General features: G+C 60.3%; 22 protein-coding genes. 7 read left to right on the forward strand and 15 right to left on the reverse strand.

Annotated features, from left to right (window positions below):
- The first annotated feature begins 64 nt into the window (after nt 1–64).
- The 5 genes from tnpC to hisI all read left to right on the forward strand — a co-directional run bounded on the left by tnpC (nt 65) and on the right by hisI (nt 4362).
- Nucleotides 65–1501, forward strand: a complete 1437-nt coding sequence (gene tnpC, locus BW994_RS11310) for an IS66 family transposase (RefSeq protein ID WP_029311979.1) — start codon at nt 65–67, stop codon at nt 1499–1501.
- A gap of 63 nt (nt 1502–1564) precedes the next feature.
- Complete coding sequence (locus BW994_RS11315; RefSeq protein ID WP_245801562.1) at nt 1565–1855, forward strand: hypothetical protein; 291 nt, start codon at nt 1565–1567, stop codon at nt 1853–1855.
- A 64-nt stretch (nt 1856–1919) separates the two neighbouring features.
- Nucleotides 1920–2762 carry a sulfurtransferase gene (locus BW994_RS11320; protein WP_076454581.1) on the forward strand — a complete coding sequence of 281 codons (843 nt, stop codon included), beginning with the start codon at nt 1920–1922 and terminating at the stop codon, nt 2760–2762.
- Nucleotides 2759–4015 (forward strand): cystathionine beta-lyase, encoded by a 1257-nt coding sequence (metC, locus tag BW994_RS11325; protein ID WP_029311791.1) that lies wholly within the window; start codon nt 2759–2761, stop codon nt 4013–4015. The genes BW994_RS11320 and metC overlap by 4 nt, the downstream gene beginning before the upstream one ends.
- Nucleotides 4012–4362: a phosphoribosyl-AMP cyclohydrolase gene (gene hisI, locus BW994_RS11330; protein WP_029311792.1), complete on the forward strand. Its 351-nt coding sequence runs from the start codon at nt 4012–4014 to the stop codon at nt 4360–4362. The genes metC and hisI overlap by 4 nt, the downstream gene beginning before the upstream one ends.
- Here the strand turns inward: hisI and BW994_RS11335 are convergent.
- The 9 genes from BW994_RS11335 to BW994_RS11375 all read right to left on the reverse strand — a co-directional run bounded on the left by BW994_RS11335 (nt 4353) and on the right by BW994_RS11375 (nt 11650).
- A complete protein-coding gene (locus BW994_RS11335) occupies nt 4353–4724 on the reverse strand; it encodes a HesB/IscA family protein (RefSeq protein WP_029311793.1) in 372 nt (123 codons plus the stop codon). The genes hisI and BW994_RS11335 overlap by 10 nt on opposite strands.
- A gap of 12 nt (nt 4725–4736) precedes the next feature.
- Nucleotides 4737–5102 carry an SUF system Fe-S cluster assembly protein gene (locus BW994_RS11340; protein WP_029311794.1) on the reverse strand — a complete coding sequence of 122 codons (366 nt, stop codon included), beginning with the start codon at nt 5100–5102 and terminating at the stop codon, nt 4737–4739.
- Nucleotides 5095–5538, reverse strand: coding sequence for a Fe-S cluster assembly sulfur transfer protein SufU (gene sufU / locus BW994_RS11345; RefSeq protein ID WP_029311795.1), 444 nt, complete (start codon nt 5536–5538; stop codon nt 5095–5097). Before sufU ends, BW994_RS11340 begins: the two co-directional genes overlap by 8 nt.
- Nucleotides 5535–6779, reverse strand: coding sequence for an aminotransferase class V-fold PLP-dependent enzyme (locus BW994_RS11350; RefSeq protein WP_029311796.1), 1245 nt, complete (start codon nt 6777–6779; stop codon nt 5535–5537). The genes sufU and BW994_RS11350 overlap by 4 nt, the downstream gene beginning before the upstream one ends.
- Nucleotides 6776–7990 carry a Fe-S cluster assembly protein SufD gene (sufD, locus tag BW994_RS11355; protein WP_029311797.1) on the reverse strand — a complete coding sequence of 405 codons (1215 nt, stop codon included), beginning with the start codon at nt 7988–7990 and terminating at the stop codon, nt 6776–6778. Before sufD ends, BW994_RS11350 begins: the two co-directional genes overlap by 4 nt.
- The gene (sufC, locus tag BW994_RS11360) at nt 7987–8730 is read right to left on the reverse strand and encodes a Fe-S cluster assembly ATPase SufC (RefSeq protein WP_029311798.1); all 744 of its coding nucleotides are present in this window, start codon (nt 8728–8730) and stop codon (nt 7987–7989) included. The genes sufD and sufC overlap by 4 nt, the downstream gene beginning before the upstream one ends.
- 10 nt (nt 8731–8740) lie before the next feature.
- A complete protein-coding gene (gene sufB / locus BW994_RS11365) occupies nt 8741–10192 on the reverse strand; it encodes a Fe-S cluster assembly protein SufB (protein WP_076454583.1) in 1452 nt (483 codons plus the stop codon).
- Between the two features lie 8 nt (nt 10193–10200).
- The gene (locus tag BW994_RS11370; protein ID WP_029311800.1) at nt 10201–10671 is read right to left on the reverse strand and encodes an SUF system Fe-S cluster assembly regulator; all 471 of its coding nucleotides are present in this window, start codon (nt 10669–10671) and stop codon (nt 10201–10203) included.
- A gap of 331 nt (nt 10672–11002) precedes the next feature.
- Nucleotides 11003–11650: an HAD family hydrolase gene (locus BW994_RS11375; RefSeq protein WP_029311802.1), complete on the reverse strand. Its 648-nt coding sequence runs from the start codon at nt 11648–11650 to the stop codon at nt 11003–11005.
- Nucleotides 11651–11728: 78 nt separating this feature from the next.
- Here BW994_RS11375 and glmU point away from each other — a divergent pair, with 78 nt between their 5' ends.
- Together glmU and glmS are read left to right on the forward strand one after the other, a co-directional pair.
- Nucleotides 11729–13042 (forward strand): bifunctional UDP-N-acetylglucosamine diphosphorylase/glucosamine-1-phosphate N-acetyltransferase GlmU, encoded by a 1314-nt coding sequence (glmU, locus tag BW994_RS11380; protein WP_029311803.1) that lies wholly within the window; start codon nt 11729–11731, stop codon nt 13040–13042.
- The gene (glmS, locus tag BW994_RS11385; RefSeq protein WP_029311804.1) at nt 13042–14865 is read left to right on the forward strand and encodes a glutamine--fructose-6-phosphate transaminase (isomerizing); all 1824 of its coding nucleotides are present in this window, start codon (nt 13042–13044) and stop codon (nt 14863–14865) included. Before glmU ends, glmS begins: the two co-directional genes overlap by 1 nt.
- 64 nt (nt 14866–14929) lie before the next feature.
- Here glmS and BW994_RS11390 read toward each other — a convergent pair whose 3' ends face one another.
- The 6 genes from BW994_RS11390 to BW994_RS11415 all read right to left on the reverse strand — a co-directional run bounded on the left by BW994_RS11390 (nt 14930) and on the right by BW994_RS11415 (nt 20006).
- Nucleotides 14930–15700, reverse strand: a complete 771-nt coding sequence (locus BW994_RS11390) for a Bax inhibitor-1/YccA family protein (RefSeq protein ID WP_029311805.1) — start codon at nt 15698–15700, stop codon at nt 14930–14932.
- A gap of 141 nt (nt 15701–15841) precedes the next feature.
- Nucleotides 15842–16111: a 30S ribosomal protein S15 gene (gene rpsO, locus BW994_RS11395; protein ID WP_029311806.1), complete on the reverse strand. Its 270-nt coding sequence runs from the start codon at nt 16109–16111 to the stop codon at nt 15842–15844.
- 23 nt (nt 16112–16134) lie between these two features.
- The gene (gene truB / locus BW994_RS11400) at nt 16135–17070 is read right to left on the reverse strand and encodes a tRNA pseudouridine(55) synthase TruB (protein ID WP_029311807.1); all 936 of its coding nucleotides are present in this window, start codon (nt 17068–17070) and stop codon (nt 16135–16137) included.
- Between the two features lie 77 nt (nt 17071–17147).
- Nucleotides 17148–18035, reverse strand: coding sequence for a prephenate/arogenate dehydrogenase family protein (locus tag BW994_RS11405; protein WP_029311808.1), 888 nt, complete (start codon nt 18033–18035; stop codon nt 17148–17150).
- Nucleotides 18028–19122, reverse strand: a complete 1095-nt coding sequence (gene hisC, locus BW994_RS11410) for a histidinol-phosphate transaminase (protein ID WP_029311809.1) — start codon at nt 19120–19122, stop codon at nt 18028–18030. The genes BW994_RS11405 and hisC overlap by 8 nt, the downstream gene beginning before the upstream one ends.
- Nucleotides 19119–20006: a chorismate mutase gene (locus tag BW994_RS11415; RefSeq protein WP_029311810.1), complete on the reverse strand. Its 888-nt coding sequence runs from the start codon at nt 20004–20006 to the stop codon at nt 19119–19121. Before BW994_RS11415 ends, hisC begins: the two co-directional genes overlap by 4 nt.
- Nucleotides 20007–20018: the final 12 nt, after the last annotated feature.

Genomic DNA, 20018 nt, shown 5'->3' on the forward strand with positions numbered 1-20018 from the left:
CGTAGCTGCTCATCCCCGCCGGGCGGCGTGTTGAATCGATTGTGAATTGACGTGACCACGTCGGATGGGATTCGACGGAGGCGTGACCGAGCTTCCTGATTTATCCCTTCTGTCGCACGCTGAGAAAGACGCGCTGATCCGCGCTCTGTGGGATGCACTGCAAGTTTCGGAGCGGCGGAACGAGGAACTGACGGTCCGGCTTGCTGCTGCGGAACGCCGGATTGCAGAGTTGGAGGCGCGGCTGAACGAGCCGGCGAAGCGGCCGGATAATTCGAGCCTGCCGCCATCGCGCGGGCAGAAGCCAAACCGGCCTAAGAAATCTCCGCGCAAGGGGCCACGCAAAGGCAGTCTCGGCCGTGCGGGTGGCGGTCGCTTGCTTGCCGAGACCCCCGACCAGACGGTGATCGCGAAAGCCGGGCATTGCCAGCACTGCCGTGCCGGGCTGACTGATGCGGATCAGCGCCTCGCGCAGCGCTATGACAAGATCGATCTGCCGCCGATCAAGCCGGTCGTCACCCGCGTCGAACGCTATGCCGGCCATTGTCCGTGCTGTGGGGCGACCACGCTGGCCGCCGTCCCGGAAGGCATGGAAGCCGGTACCCCCTTCAGCCTCAACCTCGTGGCGCTCGCGATTTACCTGCGCGTTATCCATGCTGTCAGCTACCGGCGGCTGTCGCGCCTGTTCACCGAACTTTTCGCCCTGGCGATCAGTGAAGGCGCGCTGGATGCCGCATTCCGACGCGCCAAGCCGGGCTTCGATGCCGATGTCGGCGCCATCCTCGCTCGGCTGCGCCGCGCACGCGTCGTCTGTTCCGACGAAACCTCAGTGCGGATCAACGGCCGGACCCATTGGAACTGGGTCTTTCAGAACGACGACGTCGTCATCCATGTCATCCGGCCAAGCCGGGGCGCCAACGTCGTCGCGGAGATCATGGACGGCCATCGCCCCGCGATCTGGGTCTCCGATCTCTATGGCGCCCAGCGCAATCATGCCGATAACTGGCAGATTTGCCTCGCCCACCAACTCCGTGACTGCAAATTCGCGATCGAAGCCGGCGATGAGATCTTCGCACCCCGAATGAAGGCTCTCCTGCTCCGCGCCGTCGTGCTGGCACGGCGCCATCGCACCCTCGCGGATGCCACAAGGCGTGCCTGGCGGCGTCGCCTCGACCATGACCTCGACGCCGTCATGGCGCTCGCCCCGATCAACCGCCACGGCAGACGATTACGCCGACGATACGGCAAGGTTCGTGATCATCTGTTCACCTTTCTCGACCACCCCGAGGTCGCTGCCGACAACAACGGATCGGAACGCGAACTCCGGCCCACCGCGACATATCGCAAGGTCACCGGAGGATTCCGGTCCAACTGGGCCGCCGATTTCTTCGCCAACGTCCGATCCGTCGTCGGCACCGCCGCTCGGCACGGTGTTGATGCCTATACCGCCATCAAAAACGCCGTCACCGGAGCATCAATGCCGATCGAACTCCTGCCGGGTTGAGCAGATACGTCAGATCGGCTACGGGCCCAGAGCCGTGAAGTTGCTCGTCACGAAGTGGAACGCATGACTGATCTGATGGAAAGCGAACCGATCGGGTTGCAGTTCGGATTGATTTCGGGCGCTGAATTAAATGGTCCGTTCATGTTGCTGCGGACACGGGAACGCGCATCTCTTGCAATCAATCCGTTTCCAACCGATTCGACGCCAAATGCGCAATCGGGGGTCGCGATGATCACGAGCGCGGAAGATGCGGTGATGACCCACCAGCGAATCGCGGAAGCCACGTGGCGCGATGCGATCAAAGGCCAAGCCGCCGCGAAACAGATGCGAGCGCTGTTGGCACCGAAAGGTTAATAACTAAGCACAATTGTCAAGCGCACGGGCAGACAAACGGCTGCCCGTGCGGTAAACTGAAGTTATGCGTACGCTTATTTCATCGGATGAACTCGACGAGCGCCGTAACAGGGCCGAAACTCTGATTTTTGATGCGTCTTACTATCTTCCGAATGAGCCCCACGATGCGGCTGCGTTATTTTTAGAAAGCCACATCCCAGGCGCGATCTTTCTTGACATCGACATCATTTCTGATCCGTCAAGTCCTCTCCCCCATATGGTGCCTTCGGCCGACCAATTCGCTAGAACGGTCTCCGAACTCGGCGTCGGAAACAGCAGCACGATCGTCGTGTACGACCAACGCGGACTTTTCTCCGCAGCCCGGATCTGGTGGCTGTTCATGCTGTTCGGTCATGATGATGTCCGGGTTCTCGATGGCGGGTTGCCAAAATGGCGAGCCGAAAACCGCAAGCTAGAAAGTGGCCCGACAAAATCAAAGCCAAAGAAATCGTTCCACGCGCATGTTCGGGCCAACTTGGTTCGAAGCCGCGCCGAAGTCGAGGCGAATCTCAATACCAAAGCTGAGCTCGTTCTCGACGCCCGATCAAGAGGACGATTCGCCGGTGAGGTCGCCGAGCCTCGGACAGGCATGCGGAGCGGACACGTGCCTGGAGCCGTTTCGTTACCCTTTAGCGACTTGATTCGGTCTGACCAGACAATGCATGACCCGGCAACATTGCGTAGCCTGTTCGCGGCCCGCGGCGTGGCGGACAGCAGTAAACCTGTCACAATGTGTGGATCGGGTGTCACCGGCGCTGTTCTGACGCTTGGCTTGGCAAGGGCAGGTCTGCCGATTGGCGCACTCTATGACGGTTCATGGGCCGAATGGGGTGGCGCAACCGATACTCCGATAGAGAGAACAGCATGAGCAATGATCGATTTGAGACAAAACTGACACTGGCTTCACGTCGCCCCGTAAAATCACATGGGTACGTCAACCCAAAACTGGTCCGTGGCTCGACTGTGTTGTACCCGAGTTGCGCCGATCGCCGGGAAATTGGCAAGCGGCGTCTCGAGCAAGAAGAGATCTACGGATTGTACGGCACTGAGACACATTTTGCTCTGGAAGCGATGATCACCCAAATCGAAGGCGGCTCCCACTGCCAAATCGTGTCATCCGGTCTCGCTGCTATCACGGTTCCAATGTTGGCATTTCTGAAATCTCACGATCATATCCTGATGCCAGATTCGGTGTACGGACCGACACGGCGTTTCTGCGATAGTGTTCTGCATCGCTACGGCGTGACCGTGACGTACTACGATCCCATGCTCTCTGAGCCGGACCTGCGCGCTTTGATGCGATCAAACACGAAGGTAGTATTTTCCGAGAGCCCCGGTAGCCACACCTTTGAGGTGCAAGATGTACCGATGCTGGCGCGGGTGGCCCATGAGCATGGTGCCAAGCTGTTCATGGACAACACCTGGGGCATTCATACTTTTCAGCCGTTTAATCATGGTGTCGATGTGTCGATTCAGGCGCTCACGAAATATATCGGTGGCCATTCTGATATTATTCTGGGGGCCGTTACGGTCGCATCCGAGTCGGATTGGGCATGGCTCAGGGCGGGGGCCCTCGATCTTGGTCAATACGCATCGCCTGATGATTGTTGGCTAGCGTTGCGGGGAGCGCGAACCTTGAAAGTTCGCCTCGATCAACAAGCCAACAGCGCGTTGAGGATCGCAAAATGGCTCGCCGACCGCGCTGAGGTTCAGCGTGTTCTGCATCCAGCCCTGCCCTCTTGCCCGGGTCACGCGTTCTGGAAACGTGACTTCTCAGGAGCGTGTGGATTATTTGGCATCGTATTCGAGCCACGGTTCGACTATGAGGCGGTGTGCGCGATGGTCGATTCCTTGCGTCTATTCGGCATCGGCGCGTCGTGGGGCGGCTATGAGAGCCTCGCTCTGCCAACAAGCTTCACGATCACGCGTAGCCAGGGAACCGGCGTGTTCGGTGGCGAAATGCTTCGGTTACAGATTGGTTTGGAACACGTCGACGACCTCATCAACGATCTGGATGCGGGATTGACCGTGTTGCGTGGACAGCAGCGGACTGCCTGCGCTTCACCCCCTTGCCTTGCCGATGAAATGCAGCACATCGGTGAAGCGAACGGCCCACAATGAGGCCCGACATCCTGACCGCCGTACGGTTCAACGAAGCTGGACTGATCCCGGCGATTGCACAGCAACACGATACCCATGAAGTGTTGATGCTGGCCTGGATGAATTCCGAGTCAATTCTCGAAACGCTGAAAACCGGCGAAGTTTGTTACTATAGTCGCAGCCGCAGCACTCTCTGGCGCAAAGGCGAAACCTCGGGCCACACCCAAAAACTAATTGAAATGCGCTTGGACTGTGACGGCGATACCGTTCTCCTGCGGGTCGACCAGAGAGGTCCGGCCTGCCACACGGGCAATCCGAATTGCTTCTTCCAGACAGTCGGCGCAGGCGGCGAGCTCACTCAGATATGAAAGCTTTCACCGCAACCACAACGCCCTTTCTCGTTCGGATTTTCGAAAGTAAAGCCTGAAGTGAATTTGTCTTCTTTGTAATCCATCACGGTACCGATCAAAAACAAAGTCGCTTTTCGATCAATTAAAATCGTGACGTCCTTATCGGTTACCGACTCATCGGTCGACGATTTTTCCCCAACCCAGTCCATCTGGTACGACATACCAGAACAACCTTTGGTGTTGACGCCAATACGCAACAATTTATTGGCCTCGCCCCGGCTGTAAAGGTGCCTCAAGCGGTTTGCCGCACCCTCGGTCAATTGCATCAGCGGCGGCAGGCTCCGCCGCTTTGGTGTTTCAGTCGTATTCATCGTGCTCATCACAATCACCGTTCAAAACATGTTCAATGCCAAACGAGCTTCATCGCTCATGCGCGATTGATCCCATGGCGGGTCCCACACGGTCTCCACGTCAACCTCCGTCACACCCGGCACGGTTCCCACCGCCAGGCGCACGGACTCAGGCAGTTCCTGAGCGCTCGGGCAAGCGGGCGCCGTCAAAGTCATTTCAACCTTCACGTGCCCCCCCTCAATCTCAACGGCGTAGATCAGACCCAGTTCGAAGATATTGATCGGTATTTCCGGATCATAGACGGTTGCGATTGCCGCAATGACCGCCTCCTCGGTGATGGCCGGCGCCGTCTCGCCGTCGGGCGTCCATGTCGTCAAGGGTTCCGATCGGGCCGTATGATCATCCATTCTGATACTCCATCGTTCTACCCAATGCCGCTCTCAATGCCTGCCAAGGCAATATCGCGCACCGGTGCCGGGACCGGTAAGCATGAATGCCAGCCAACGCGCGCAAATTGGCGAAATCCGAACGATCCGGAACGCGCCCGTCGATCACCATTGCATCGAACGCCTCAGCGAGTTCGTCGATCTCCGGTCCGGACTTTCCAATGACGGCATCCCCCATCAGATCCGCAGACGACACGCAAATCGCGCACCCACGCGTCTCGTGGCGTAAGTCGCCGATCAGCCCGTGATCGTAGCTGATCCTGATGCGAACCCGATCGCCGCACATCGGGTTGTCGCCCTCCGCCTCGGCATCGAACGGGTCCAACCCCCCCGTATGATGAGGGCTGCGCGCCCGTTCCATGATCAGCGCCTGATACAGATCGTCGGTTTCGCTCATCGGCCAAAAACCTGCTGCACCCTGCGCAATCCGGCCGCCAGGCTGTCGATCTCGGCATGCGTGGTATAAATGCCGAACGAGGCACGCGCGGTGCTGTCGAGCCCAAGCCGATGCGTCAGCGGTTCGGCGCAATGATGCCCCGCCCGCACGGCGATACCCTGTTTATCGAGCAGCGTGGCAACGTCATGGGCATGCACGCCATCGAGCGTAAAAGCGACCACGCCACCACGATCTTGCGCATGACCCAGCGTCTCGACGCCTTCGATCGCTGCGAGAACCGCCATGGCATGATCGGTCAGGCTACGCTCATGGGCAGCGATCGACTCGAACCCGATCGCCTGGACATAGTCGATTGCCGCCCCAAGCCCGACCGCCTCGACGATCGCCGGCGTTCCGGCCTCGAACCGATACGGCGGCTCCGCCCAGGTCGAGGATTCATAGGTCACACTCCGAATCATATCGCCACCGCCAAGAAACGGCGGCATCGCATCGAGCAGCGCCCGCTTGCCGTACAGCACCCCTATGCCGGTCGGCCCATATAATTTATGCCCGGAGAAAACGTAGAAATCCGCATCGATCGCGCGCAAATCCACCGCACGATGCACCACAGCCTGTGCACCATCCAGCAAAATCCTAGCACCATGGTCATGCGCGAACTTCGCAAGCCGCTCGACCGGCGTATATGTACCCAGAACATTCGACATATGGGTGACCGCAAGCAGGCGGACCCGGCCATCGGCGAATTGGCGCTCCAGATCATCCCAATCGATCTCGCCGGCGCCCGTGATCTTGACGATCCGCAACTCCACGCCGTGCTGGTCACGCAGCATCTGCCAGGGCACCAGATTGGCGTGATGCTCCATCTCGCTCACAACGACCGCATCGCCGGGTTTAAGGCTGGCACGCCCAAAGGTCTGCGCGACCAGGTTGATCCCTTCGGTCGCATTGCGAACGAATACAATCTCCTCGCGCGCGACGTTCAGAAATGCGGCAACCTTGTCGCGCGCATTTTCGTAATCGTCAGAGCACCGCTCACTCATCCAATGCAGCCCGCGGTGCACATTCGCATACCGCGTCTCCATGGTGCGAACCATCGCGTCGATCACCGCACGCGGCTTCTGCGCCGAAGCGGCACTATCGAGAAACACCAGTTTTTTGCCGTGAACCAACTCGGATAAAATCGGAAAGTCCGACCGAATCCGTTCGACATCAAAAACGACAGGCTTCACCGCGGCGCTCATAGCACACCCTTTTGCCACCAGACATCGATTGCAGCTTCGAAGATCGATCGCGCCTCATCATCCGTCACCGGTTCGAGCGCTTCGTCGAGAAACGCCCTGATCAACATGGCGCGCGCCTCAGCCTCAGGAATCCCACGGCTGCGCAGATAGAACATCTGTTCCGGATCGATGGCGCCGATCGTTGCGCCATGGCTGCATTTCACGTCATCCGCAAAGATTTCCAACTCCGGCTTGCTATCGATTTCAGCATCGGGCGACAGCAGCAAAGCCTGATTCATCTGGTAGCCATCGGTCTTTTGCGCCCACTGCGCGACCTCGATCCGACCCTGAAACACGCCACGCGCAGAGCCCGCCAAGACAGATTTCACGGTCTGCCGCGAGGCACAATGCGGGGCGCGATGGGCCACAACCGTGGTGATGTCACCATGCTGCGTGCCCGCCAGCAACTGAGCGGCATTCAAATGCACGGCGGCGTTCGGACCGGACAGCGTAACATGCGCTTCGTAACGGCTGAGTTTCGCGCCGTAATTCAGGGTGAAAGCCTCATATCGCGCGTCTTCACGAAGATCGACCAGCGCCGTCGTCACGTTCACCGCGTCGATCGATTCATCCTGCAACCGGTAATGGCGAAGCACGGCGCCCTCCGCCAACGCAATCTCCGTCACCACGTTATGCATATAACGCCCCGCACCACGAACAACTTCGATCACCGTCAACGATCCGGCGGCACCGACGGCAATACGATGAAACGGCGCAAGCATGTCCTGGCACGGCGTGTCGGTAACCGAGACGAGGAACAACGTCCCGCCATCCGTCCCACCAGGCACGTCGATCCGAATTCCATCGTTCGCAACGGCGGTATTCAGACTGACCAACGGTCGCGTGCCATCGGCACGCGCGGACGCATGATCGTCAAAGCGCCGGACGAAGCGCGACGAGTCCGACAAGGATTCATCAAAGCGCCCGTTTACGAAAATCACCTTCGGCATCGCGGTGCGAGGGATCATTCCTCCAACGTCCGGCGCGCCTTGCCCGGGCAGGGTAAGATCAAACGACCGCAGCGACGCTTTCAGATCCGTATAGTGCCAGGCCTCGTCGGCGCGTGTCGGCCAACCGTGGGCGCGGAACGTCTCGGCGGCCTTCACACGGTGCGGATCGTTTCCGGTGCGCGCGGCAAAATCGACCCGATCGAGAAATTCGGTGTCGCTCATGCTGCCTCTAACCCGGCATAGCCGTTCGCCTCGAGTTCCAACGCCAGTTCGGGCCCGCCAGAACGCACGATCTGCCCGGCGGCGAGCACATGCACCCGATCCGGCACGATATGGTCGAGCAGCCTTTGGTAATGGGTGATGACCAATGCCGAAAAACGAGGCCCGCGCAGCGCGTTGACACCATCGGCGACAATTTTCAGCGCATCGATGTCGAGCCCGGAATCCGTTTCATCGAGCAGCGCCAGCGCAGGCTTGAGAAGCGCCATCTGCAGGATTTCGTTGCGCTTCTTCTCGCCGCCCGAAAATCCCACGTTCACGTTCCGCTTGAGCATGTCATCCGGCATTTTCAGCGCCTTGATGGCGGACCGGGCTTCTTTCAGGAACGCGACAGCATCGAGTTCAGGCTCGCCGCGGGCGCGCCGGACCGCGTTGAGGGCCGTGCGAATAAAATTCGCATTGCCGACACCCGGCAGTTCAACCGGATATTGAAAGGCCAGAAACACCCCGGCCGCAGCACGTTCCTCCGGTTCGATCGCCAGCAGATCGCGGCCATTGAACAGCACCGAACCACCGGTAACCTCATAGCCCTCACGGCCCGAGAGCACGTAGGACAGTGTCGATTTTCCAGCACCGTTCGGCCCCATGATGGCATGGACTTCACCATCAGGAACGGTCAGATCAATCCCGCGCAAAATCTCCTTATCGTCGATTTTCGCTGTAAGTCCCTTGATTTCAAGCATATTCAGTCCCTCAACCCACTGAGCCTTCGAGCGACACGGCAAGCAATTTCTGTGCTTCGACCGCAAACTCCATCGGCAATTCCTTCAAAACATCGCGACAGAAACCATTGACCAGCAACCCGACCGCATCTTCCTCGGAAAGCCCGCGTGAGCGGCAATAAAACAGCTGATCGTCGGCAATTTTTGACGTCGTGGCCTCGTGCTCGACCTTCGCACTCCGATTCCGGCTCTCGATATAGGGCACGGTATGCGCGCCACACTGATCACCGATCAGCAGGGAGTCACACTGCGTGAAGTTCCGCGCGCCATGAGCCTTCGGCATGATGCGCACCAGGCCGCGATACGTGTTGTTGGAATGCCCCGCGGATATCCCCTTTGAAATGATCGTACTGGTCGTGTTCGGCGCCAGGTGGATCATTTTCGTTCCGGTATCGGCCTGTTGATAGTTATTGGTCAGCGCGACCGAATAGAACTCGCCGGACGACCCTTCGCCCTGCAGGATGCAGGACGGATATTTCCAGGTGATCGCCGAGCCAGTCTCGACCTGGGTCCAGGAAATTTTGGACTTCCGGCCACGGCACGCGCCACGCTTGGTCACAAAATTATAGATCCCACCGCGCCCCTGCGCGTCTCCTGGATACCAGTTCTGCACGGTGGAATATTTGATCGAGGCCTCATCGAGCGCTACGAGTTCAACCACCGCCGCATGCAGCTGGTTCTCATCGCGCATCGGCGCGGTGCAACCCTCGAGGTAGGAAACACTCGCACCTTCCTCGGCGATGATCAGCGTACGCTCGAACTGACCCGTGTTGCGGGCGTTGATCCTGAAGTAGGTCGAAAGTTCCATGGGGCAACGAACGCCGCGCGGAATATATACAAAGCTTCCATCGGAAAAGACCGCGCTGTTGAGGGCCGTGAAGTAGTTATCACCGGGCGGCACCACACTGCCCAGATATTTCCGAACCAACTCGGGGTGCTCCCGCACCGCCTCGCTGATCGATCCAAAAATGACACCGACTTTGGCAAGACTGTCGCGAAACGTCGTCGCCACCGAAACGCTGTCGAAAACGGCATCGACGGCCACGCCGGCCAAGGCCGCGCGCTCGTTCAACGGAATGCCGAGCTTGTCATACATGCTGATCAATTCGGGATCGACGTCGGCGAGCGACTTCGGTGCCTCGCGCTTCGGCGCGGCATAATAATACAGATCCTGATAGTCGATCCTGGGGTGCCGAACGCGTGCCCAATTCGGCTCCTCCATCGTGAGCCACGCCCGATAGGACTTCAACCGCCATTCGAGCAGCCAGTCGGGTTCGCCCTTCTTGGCAGAAATCAGGCGTACGATATCCTCGCTCAGCCCTTTCGGGGCGAACTCCATTTCGATATTCGTCTCGAAACCGTATTTATACCCACCATCGGTCAGGCGATCGATGGCTTCAATTGTTTCAGTAACCGCGGGCATGAAATCCTCTATTCTACGATGGATGACGCGAACGTGCCGGCTTCGACCGACAAACCGATGCGTAACGATTTCGGGACGGCCTCCCTCTGCATGTCGGCAAGGGTAATCGAGGTCAGGGCTTCGCTTATGGCGTCATTGACGACACCCCATCGGCCGGCCATCGGGCAGAGCGACTGGCTTTCGCAGCTTCCAACCGAACCCTCGACGCAAGCCGTCAGCGCAATCGGTCCATCGATTGCGACAATGACGTCAGCGACCGGAATCGCCGCAAGCGTCCGGTTCAACCGATAGCCACCATGCGCCCCACGCTGTGACGTGACCAGATTGGCCTGCGCCAGGCCTTTCAGAACCTTCGAAACGGTCGGCTCCGGAATCCCGGTCGCCGCCGCGATGCTCGGCGCAGTCTCCACCGTAACGGCGCTGGAGAGCCTGACCAGAACGACAACGGCATAATCTGTCAAACGCGACAATCTGAGCATGGACCACCTCATTACGGACAACAACGGTCCTGATTACTCAGATGGTCTAATGAGCCTCAGTCGTCAAGACCGGCCCATGGCCGATGATCCGGTCTTGCAGGGCTTGGCATACGCGATCAGGGTTTCATTGCCTGGCCTGCACCCAGATAATTTGTCTGTGACGAATTGGCGATCACGGTCGCGTTGGAACAAAGGCCAACCGCGAACAACGCGCCGGTCCCGCCCTCAATCGAGTTGGTGCCCGAAGTCCCACCAGCCATGATCGCCGCGCCGGCGAAACCTTGAAACAAAACCGCGCCGGCCCTTCGCAAGGATTGACCCGAAACCGTAATCAATCTTTCGCAAATATACTCTGAACCGCAGGCACCAACGCGGCGGGACTTTGTATCGTGATCGTGCCGTTGGCCTGTCCGTAGCCCCAACTGACAAAAATAGTCGCGACGCCAAGCCCGGCTGCGGTCGCCATATCATTGGCGTGGTCACCGACCATGATCGCCTGATCTTTCTCGATCGACATCGCCGCAAGCACCGCCGCGAGATGACGCGGATCGGGCTTGCGATAGGGTGTCGCATCGCCACCGATCACCACCGGAAAAAATCGATCAAGATCAAGTGCCGCCAGCACCTTGCGCGCGGACACTTCCGGCTTGTTGGTACACAGGCCCAGTTGATACCCTAGTGCGGTCAAACGCGCCAAAGCCTCGGGTACGCCGGCATATGGCTCCGTCAGATCCGTGACATGCGCCTCGTAATCCGCGAGAAAGATCAACTCGTCCTCAGCCGTCGGCTGGCTGCCCCGCGCGGCATAGCCCTTCTGCAGCAGGACCTTGGCCCCGTCGCCCACCATCGGGCCAACGTCTGATCTCGAAAGGGGGGGGTAGTCATGGCGTGACAACGACCGGTTCAACGCAGCCGCCAGATCCGGCAGACTATCGATCAGCGTACCGTCCAGATCGAACACGACAGCTTTTGCATCCATGGCACTGACATACTCCGAAACCCGATGTGACGCCTAACCCTTTGACATAAACCGCTTGGCAAGGCTACCGCTGCGCTCATGGATACTGTCGTGATCATCCTCGCCGCCGGCCTCGGCACCCGCATGAAGTCGGCGCTCCCCAAGGTGTTGCACCCGCTCGCCGGCACACCGATGCTCAATCATCTCATCTCAGCCTGCAAACCCGTGTTCGACCGGATCGTCGTGGTCACCGGGCCCGACATGCCGAACGTCGCCGCTTCCGCCGCACCGCATCAGGTGGTCGTCCAGCATGAGCGCCACGGCACAGCCGATGCGGCCATGGCGGCAGCGGCGCTGTTTGGAACCGGTATCGTAACCATCATCTACGGCGACAACCCTCTTCTGACCTCCGATACACTCGCCCAACTCGGCAGGCAGCTGTCGGCCGGGACGATCGGCATGTCGCTGCTCGCCACCCGGCCGACCGATCCGGGCACATTCGGGCGCATCGTCGGCGCCGCAGGATTCGCCACCAGGATCGTGGAGTATGCCGACGCATCGGAACAGGAGCGAACGATCGATTTATGCAACGCGGGCGGCTTTACCGCGCATGCCGACGACATGCTGCGATGGCTCAAGCAGATCGGCAACCGCAATTCCAAGGGCGAATACTACCTGACCGATATCGTCAAAGTCGCAAATGCCGACGCCAGGCCAGTCGCCGTGGTCGAAGCGCCCTGGGACGAGTGCCGTGGCGTCAATTCGCGGGCCGAACTCGCGGTGGCTGAAGCCGTGATCCAGGCCCGGCTGCGTCGTGCCGCGCTTGACGCCGGCGTCACCCTGATTGCGCCGGAAACCGTTTTCCTGTCGGCGGACACCATGATCGCGCCGGATGTCACCATCGAGCCGCACGTCGTATGCGGACGGGGCGTTTCCATCGCATCGGGAGCGGTGATCCGCGCCTTCTCGCATCTCGAGGGTTGCACGATCGGTACGGGCGCAATCATCGGTCCTTACGCGCGCATCCGGCCGGGCAGCGTCGTCGACGAAGCCGCTCACGTCGGCAATTTCGTCGAACTGAAGGCCACTCACCTCGGCGCCGGCGCGAAAGCCAATCATCTGACCTACCTTGGCGACACGACGATCGGCGCGCGGAGCAACATTGGCGCGGGCACCATCACGTGCAACTATGATGGCCAGAGCAAGCACCGCACAACGGTCGGATCAAATGTCTTTGTCGGATCGAATGTCGCCTTGGTCGCGCCGATCTCCGTCGGCGATGGCGCCGTGATCGGCGCCGGAAGCGTGATCACCAGCGAAGTCGAAGCCGGCGCGCTCGCGATCGGCCGCGCGCGGCAGATCAACAAGCCAGGCGGGGCCGCCCGTTATAAACGCGCGAAGGATAAATCGTAATGTGTGGTATCGTCGGGGTGATCGGCAAAGGCGCCGCTGCGCCGTTGTTGTTGGATGGATTATCCCGCCTCGCCTATCGTGGCTACGATAGCGCGGGCATAGCGACGTTGGTCGGCAACACGATCGATCGGCGGCGCGCCGAAGGCAAACTGCCGAACCTCGCCGAATCCCTCGCACAACGGCCGCTCGATGGCACGACCGGTATCGGGCATACCCGCTGGGCAACCCATGGCGCTCCCACGATAACCAATGCGCATCCGCACGGCACCGAACGAGTCGCCGTCGTTCATAACGGCATCATTGAAAATCATGCCGCCTTGCGTGCGGAGCTTGAAGCTGAAGGTCAGGTGTTCGTCACCGAAACCGATACCGAAACGGTCGCCCAACTGGTCGACCTCCACCTCGCACGGGGAATGGAGCCGATTGCCGCGGCCGCCACCGCGTTTCGTCGGCTGGAAGGCGCCTACGCCCTCGCCCTGATTTTCGCAGGTCACCCGGAACTGATGATCGGCGCACAACGCGGAGCACCCCTCGCCGTCGGGTTTGGTGACGATGAAATGTTCCTGGGGTCGGACGCGTTGGCCCTGGCCCCCCTGACCCGTCGCATCGCCTACCTCACGGACGGCGACTGGGTTGTCGTCACCCGGACGGGTGCGGCGTTTTACGATAGCCTCGATCGGCCGATCGATCGCGAAATCAAACTGACCCGCCTGACGGGTGCAGCGATCGGCAAGGGCAATTTTCGACATTTCATGGAAAAGGAGTTGCACGAAAATCCCGTCGTCATCGGCGACACGCTCCATCGCATGATCGATCCCGCCACGCGGATGCCGGTGCTGCCCGAGCTGGCGATCGACCTGCGTGCGATTTCCCGCATGACGGTATCGGCGTGCGGCTCGGCCTTTTATGCCGGCCTGACCGCCCGCTATTGGCTGGAACGCTATGCCCGGATACCGGTCGATGCCGATGTCGCGAGCGAATTTCGGTATCGCGAGCCGCCTCTCAGCCCAGACCAACTCGGTCTCGTCGTCAGCCAATCCGGCGAAACCGCCGACACGATGGCCGCCCTTCGCTACATGAAGCAACAGGGCTGCAAGGTTATGTCGGTGGTCAACGTGCCCGAAAGCACCATGGCACGCGAATCGGACCTGATGCTCGAAACAATCGCCGGACCGGAAATCAGCGTCGCCAGCACCAAGGCGTTTACCGCGCAACTAACCGTTCTTGCTGGATTCTCTCTCGCCCTAGCCAAAGCGCGCGGTACGCTCGGGATCGCCGAAATAGCATCGCTGGTGGAAGCCTTGATGGAACTGCCGGCAAAGGCGGCTCAAGTCTTGAACGACGATGAGACGATCCGCACGCTGGCGTCTCAAATCCAGGATGCGCGCGACGTCCTGTTCTTCGGTCGTGGATCGATGATGCCGATCGCATTGGAAGGTGCGCTGAAGCTCAAGGAACTCAGCTATATCCACGCCGAAGGATATCCGGCCGGGGAGATGAAACACGGCCCGATCGCCCTGATCGACCCCAGCGTGCCGGTCATTGCGGTGCTACCCTCGGGGCCGTTGTTTGAGAAGACCGCCTCGAATCTCCAGGAAGCGGCAGCACGTGGCGGACGGATCATCTTGTTCAGCGATGCCGCGGGCGCGGCAAAACTAGCGAACATCACCACTCACAGCGTGATCCTGCCGGACTGCGACCCATTCGTCGCACCAATCCTCTACGCAATTCCAGTGCAGCTCTTGGCATACCATGTCGCGATCCTGAAAGGGACGGACGTCGATCAACCGCGCAATCTCGCCAAGTCCGTAACGGTCGAATAATTCATGAAAAAACCCCGGAAACAATGTTTCCGGGGTTCCTTGCATCAGATGCGCCAGTCCAGCTTCAGCTGCGCCGGTTGCCCATGAACTGCAAGAGAAACATGAACAAGTTGATGAATGTCAGATACAATTGCAACGCGTCGTAAACGCTCCGCTTCGAAGCGACATCAGCGCCGAACCGATAGCCATACTGAACATAATCAGCCTTGATCCGCTGAGTATCGTAAGCCGCCAAACCGGTGAATATCAAGACACCGATCGCGCTGATGGCAAACTGCAAGGCCGATGAATGCAGGAACATGTTGACGACCATCGCAATCAGCAGTCCGATCACGCCCATGATCAGGAAACTGCCGAATTTCGCCAGATTTGCTTTCGTCGTGTAGCCATAAACGCTCATGGCAGCGAACGTTCCAGCCGTCACGAAGAAAGTCGCAAGAATCGATGTCCCGGTGTAGATCAGAAAGATATTCGTCAAACTCGCGCCCATCAACGCACAAAACGCCCAGAACAGACCCTGAGCCTGCGTCGTCGAGAGCTTGTTGACCCCGAAACTCATGATCATGACGAAACCGATGGGCGCAAACATCGTCACATAAGCCAGAATGCCTGGCTGACGGACAACGGCGCCGCTGGCCGTCGTGACCAACGGATAAAAAATATCGATCAGGCTCGTTTGCGAGATTGCCAGCGAGACGATCGCTGTCAGGAACAGCCCTGAAGCCATCCAGTTGTAGACCCGCAACATATAGGCGCGCAGACCCTCGTCCAAAACGCCAGCGCCCGCTGCGGCGCTCGCGCCGCGATAGGATCGCATGTCAGGACCAATAGCCATGATTGCTCGTCACTCCTCAAAGGCGGCGGGACTGCCGCATTTCCGGTCTTATTTTGGCCATTCTGACACGCCGATCAAGCATAATCGGCGTGGCACAGATAATATTGGCGTAACGATGACATCAGGATCGTATCGTTACCGTTACCGGCGCAGACCCAAGCGGCCGATAAGCGCCTCATAACGCTTGTGATCTTGTTTTTTCACATAGTCCAGCAACCGGCGACGGCGGCCGACCAACATCAGAAGTCCGCGGCGCGAATGAAAATCCTTCGCATGCGTTTTCAGGTGGTCGGTCAGATTGGTGATCCGTTCAGACAGAAGTGCCACCTGAACTTCCGGGCTACCGGTATCGTTTTCACCGTTGGCGTATTCGCCAATCAAAGACTGGCGCCGTTCCGCAGTAATCGACATCGCATATACTCCTGAATAGGGGGTTAAATAACACGTTCCGGTCGCAGCATGCCCTGATGGAGCTTACCTAGAACCACGAAACGGTGCCCCGCCAAACCCCGAACCAACCCGCCATCCGGGTTGGTCGCAGTCGGAATCCGACCCATCAGATCGACCAGGCTCAACGCCATGCCGTTTCGAAGGGCGGCGGCTTCGGCTTCCGTCAGGGCCAGCGCCGGGATGTCGGCCAGCGCGGTCTCGACCGGAAGCACGATGTCCGGAACACTATCCGGGCTATGCAGCGAATCGGCCAGATTGTCCAGCGTAACGGCATTGCCGATCTCAAACGGCCCCACTGAAAGCCGCCGCAGCGCCGCGATATGCCCGACCGTACCAAGAGACCGCGCCAGATCACGCGCAAGCGATCGCATATAGACCCCCTTGCCGGACGCCACCTCGAACAGCGCGTGATCGGCGTCAGGACGACCGATCAACGCGAACCGGTCGATCTGGGCCGGGCGCGGTGGCAAGTCCGGCGGGGCGCCGGCGCGGGCCAGATCATAAGCCCGTTCACCGCCGACCTTGATCGCAGAAAACGCCGGCGGCACCTGCATGATCAGCCCGCGGAACGCCACCAGCGCCGCATCGATCATGGCCGCCTCAGGGCGTATGTCACTCGTTGCCGTGATCGCGCCTTCCGCATCATCCGTGTCGCGCGCTTCACCAAACTTCAACGTGAAGTGGTACAATTTCGTACCGTCCATCACATACGGCACCATTTTGGTTGCCGCACCCAGCGCGATCGGCAGAACACCGGTCGCAAGCGGATCGAGCGTGCCGCCGTGGCCCACTTTGGCCGCGTCCAGCAGACGCTTTATTTTCGCGACGGCATGAGCGCTCGTGATACCTTGCGGCTTGTCGAGGATGATCCAACCATCGATCTTCTGTCCGCGCCTGTGCCGTGCCTGAGGCCCTGCCATGAGAAATCCTGAATTATCTGGAGAGTTGTGCTGATAGAGCGTCAAAGCCGGTCGAGCAATCGACCGGCGCGCGATGATCAGGCCTGATTGATGTCGATCAGCGCCTGGCGGATTTTCCGCCCGCGCATCACTTTATCTTCGATATATGACGCATCACCCCACCGTACGGCCCGGGCCATCGCCTGGGCGTCCTCGGTAAAGCGTGCAAGCATCTCGAGCAAGGCTTCGCGGTTGTTCAAGAAAACGTCTCGCCACATCACCGGATCGGAGGCGGCGATCCGGGTAAAGTCGCGGAACCCGGACGCTGCGAACTGCAAAACCTCTTTGCGCGTCTCATCGGCCAGATCGTCGGCGGTGCCGCAGATCGTAAATGCGATCAGATGCGGTAGATGGCTGACGATCGCTACGACCCGATCATGATGCTCGGGGTCCATGATGCTCACCGTCGCGCCGCATCGCTCCCAAAACGCCTTGATCCGCTGCACCGCGGCGGCATCAGTCCCGACAGGCGGCGTCAGCAGACACCAGCGGCCCTCGAACAACTCGGAAAAACCCGCATCCGGGCCGGAAAACTCGGTACCCGCCATCGGATGGCCCGGCACGAAATGCACACCTTGCGGCACATGCGGTCCAACGTCGCGAATGACCGATTGCTTGGTCGATCCGACATCCGTGATGATCGCGCCCGGTGCGAGGTGCGGCCCGATCGCGGCCGCCAAGGACGCATAAGCCCCGACCGGCGCACACAGAACCACGCAATCAGCGCCCTCGACCGCCCGGACCGGATCGATCTCACACACATCGGCAATCCCCAACTCGGCAATCCGCCCGAGCGTCTTCTCCGTTCGGGCATTGACCACGACGACCCGCGCGATATCACCCCGCGCACGGGCAATCCGCGCGATCGATGAACCGATCAACCCGGCCCCCACCAGGGCCAGCCGCTCAAAGACCGGCTCAGCCATGCAAAGCCACAAACGCGGTCAACGCCTCGGCCACGGCGTCGCATTGCTCATCCGTGCCAATCGTCACCCGCAGGCACTGCGGCAAATCATAGGCGGCGACGTTTCTGACGATGATCCCGCGTTGCCGCAGGTGCTCATCGGCGAGCGTTGCACGGGCGGCGGTCGCCAGATCGACGAGCACGAAATTCGCATCGCTGGGATGCACGGTCAGCCCCGCCCGGACCAGTTTCTCCCGCAGCGTCGCGCGCGCCTGTCTATTATGGCTCCTGCATTTTTCGACCCAACCGGCCTCCGTCAACGCAGCAATACCGGCCGCGGCGGCCAGGCTGCTGACATTGAACGGCATCCTGGTTCGATTGAGAACATCGACGACCGCTTCGGGTGCGTAGGCCCAGCCCAGCCGCGCCCCACCCAGTCCGAACATTTTCGAAAATGTGCGGGTCATCACCGTGTTGTGACCGGCATCGACCAACTCGATGCCCGGATCGTAATCCGCACGATCGACATACTCGGCATAGGCCGCGTCCAGCACCAGAAGGACATCGCCCGGCAGGGCGTCGCGCAGTCGTCTCACCGCCGCGGCGGGAACCAGGCTGCCGGTCGGATTGTTCGGATTGGCCAGAAAGACCATCCGGGTCGCCGGCGTCACCTGCGCCAGCATGGCATCGATATCCGCCGTCAGATTGCGTTCCGCAGCCTTGCGAACCACCATCCCGGCCAGTTTCGCGGCAATCTCGTAAATCAGGAACCCATGCGCGCTCATGACCAGTTCGGTGCCCGCACCGCCGTACGATTGTATCAGCAACCCGATCAGATCATCCGACCCGTTGCCACACACGATCCGGGCGGGATCGAGATCGAACGCCTTGCCGATGGCACGACGCAGCGAAGTCGAGGCGCCATCCGGATAGCGATAAGCCGAACCCGCCGCCTCCCGCATCGCGTCAATCGCGCCGGGTGGCGGGCCGAATGCGCCCTCGTTGGACGATAGTTTGATCACCCGGTTGACGCCGCCGATCGCGGACTCACCGCCGACATACGGTGGCACCGAAAAAATCGATGGGCGTGGCCGCGGATCCGCCCTCACCGTGACAGACCCGCCGCGCCGAACGGCACCGCATACGCCCCCAGAATAACGGGCGTCGCCAGAAACCCGGTAATGGTCGCAAGCCGCGAATCATCGCGCGCGACCAGCCCCTCGACGTCGGCAAGCGCATAGCCCACCTCGCGTTTCGCCGCCCGGCGCGGCAGAATCGAGCCGACATCGAACCCCGCCTCCGTCAGCAAGCCGGCAATCCGCGCGGTGCTGGTATCCGGCGCAATCTCGATCCCGATCAGGCTGCGGTCGGACCCGCTCGGATCAGGCGTCAGCGCGGCAACTACGTACGCGCCTGCCTGCGGCACGCCTTCCGTGCGGCGCGCCCAAAACGGCAGTTTCGCGACAATTGCCAAGCGCGGCACACCGCCGTGCATCAGCCCAACCCACCAGGCCGCCTGATCGTCGTCCTCATCCGAGGGGAGCGGCAGCACCGCCGCGTGCGCCGCACCGTTGGTCAAATCGGCCAGCGCCTGCGACGATGTCCGGTGCCGCCGCAAACCCGTCAGCGGCCCGAAATGTTCGCGCGCGACCGCCGGCAGTTCGGCTTGCGCGCCATCCGCCACCGCGATAGTCAAGCCACCCTCGATCATCAGGGCGCCGGAAAACAATTCACGCCATATTCTCAAAACCGTCTGTGGCGGCAGCGCACCATGATGGCGGCCAAGCAGTCGACGCAGCATCGAGGCCTCGCGACCCGGCCTGATCGGCACACCGCGCTTGCCGCCATCCCGCGTGACACGCTCGATGATTTCAGCCCGGTCCATCAACAGATCATGCAGCCGTTCGTCCAGCGCATCGATCTCCGCGCGCAACCGCGCAAGTGCTTCCGGAGCCGCATCGGACGGCGGCGAGACAGATGACGTATCAGACATGCGAACCCAAAA

Origin of the sequence: Acidiphilium rubrum, from assembly GCF_900156265.1 — a bacterium.
GTDB classification, from domain to species: Bacteria; Pseudomonadota; Alphaproteobacteria; order Acetobacterales; family Acetobacteraceae; genus Acidiphilium; species Acidiphilium rubrum.

Bases quoted from the DNA above. Each gene is read 5' to 3' on its own strand.
- BW994_RS11405 (WP_029311808.1), bottom strand. From the start codon at position 18,035: ATGGCTGAGCCGGTCTTTGAGCGGCTGGCCCTGGTGGGGGCCGGGTTG.
- BW994_RS11315 (WP_245801562.1), top strand. From the start codon at position 1,565: ATGACTGATCTGATGGAAAGCGAACCGATCGGGTTGCAGTTCGGATTG.
- glmU (WP_029311803.1), top strand. From the start codon at position 11,729: ATGGATACTGTCGTGATCATCCTCGCCGCCGGCCTCGGCACCCGCATG.
- BW994_RS11390 (WP_029311805.1), bottom strand. From the start codon at position 15,700: ATGGCTATTGGTCCTGACATGCGATCCTATCGCGGCGCGAGCGCCGCA.
- BW994_RS11375 (WP_029311802.1), bottom strand. From the start codon at position 11,650: ATGGATGCAAAAGCTGTCGTGTTCGATCTGGACGGTACGCTGATCGAT.
- metC (WP_029311791.1), top strand. From the start codon at position 2,759: ATGAGCAATGATCGATTTGAGACAAAACTGACACTGGCTTCACGTCGC.
- BW994_RS11340 (WP_029311794.1), bottom strand. From the start codon at position 5,102: ATGGATGATCATACGGCCCGATCGGAACCCTTGACGACATGGACGCCC.
- sufU (WP_029311795.1), bottom strand. From the start codon at position 5,538: ATGAGCGAAACCGACGATCTGTATCAGGCGCTGATCATGGAACGGGCG.
- glmS (WP_029311804.1), top strand. From the start codon at position 13,042: ATGTGTGGTATCGTCGGGGTGATCGGCAAAGGCGCCGCTGCGCCGTTG.
- hisI (WP_029311792.1), top strand. From the start codon at position 4,012: ATGAGGCCCGACATCCTGACCGCCGTACGGTTCAACGAAGCTGGACTG.
- sufC (WP_029311798.1), bottom strand. From the start codon at position 8,730: ATGCTTGAAATCAAGGGACTTACAGCGAAAATCGACGATAAGGAGATT.
- BW994_RS11335 (WP_029311793.1), bottom strand. From the start codon at position 4,724: ATGAGCACGATGAATACGACTGAAACACCAAAGCGGCGGAGCCTGCCG.
- sufB (WP_076454583.1), bottom strand. From the start codon at position 10,192: ATGCCCGCGGTTACTGAAACAATTGAAGCCATCGATCGCCTGACCGAT.
- truB (WP_029311807.1), bottom strand. From the start codon at position 17,070: ATGGCAGGGCCTCAGGCACGGCACAGGCGCGGACAGAAGATCGATGGT.
- BW994_RS11370 (WP_029311800.1), bottom strand. From the start codon at position 10,671: ATGCTCAGATTGTCGCGTTTGACAGATTATGCCGTTGTCGTTCTGGTC.
- rpsO (WP_029311806.1), bottom strand. From the start codon at position 16,111: ATGTCGATTACTGCGGAACGGCGCCAGTCTTTGATTGGCGAATACGCC.
- tnpC (WP_029311979.1), top strand. From the start codon at position 65: ATGGGATTCGACGGAGGCGTGACCGAGCTTCCTGATTTATCCCTTCTG.
- BW994_RS11320 (WP_076454581.1), top strand. From the start codon at position 1,920: ATGCGTACGCTTATTTCATCGGATGAACTCGACGAGCGCCGTAACAGG.
- BW994_RS11350 (WP_029311796.1), bottom strand. From the start codon at position 6,779: ATGAGCGCCGCGGTGAAGCCTGTCGTTTTTGATGTCGAACGGATTCGG.
- sufD (WP_029311797.1), bottom strand. From the start codon at position 7,990: ATGAGCGACACCGAATTTCTCGATCGGGTCGATTTTGCCGCGCGCACC.
- BW994_RS11415 (WP_029311810.1), bottom strand. From the start codon at position 20,006: ATGTCTGATACGTCATCTGTCTCGCCGCCGTCCGATGCGGCTCCGGAA.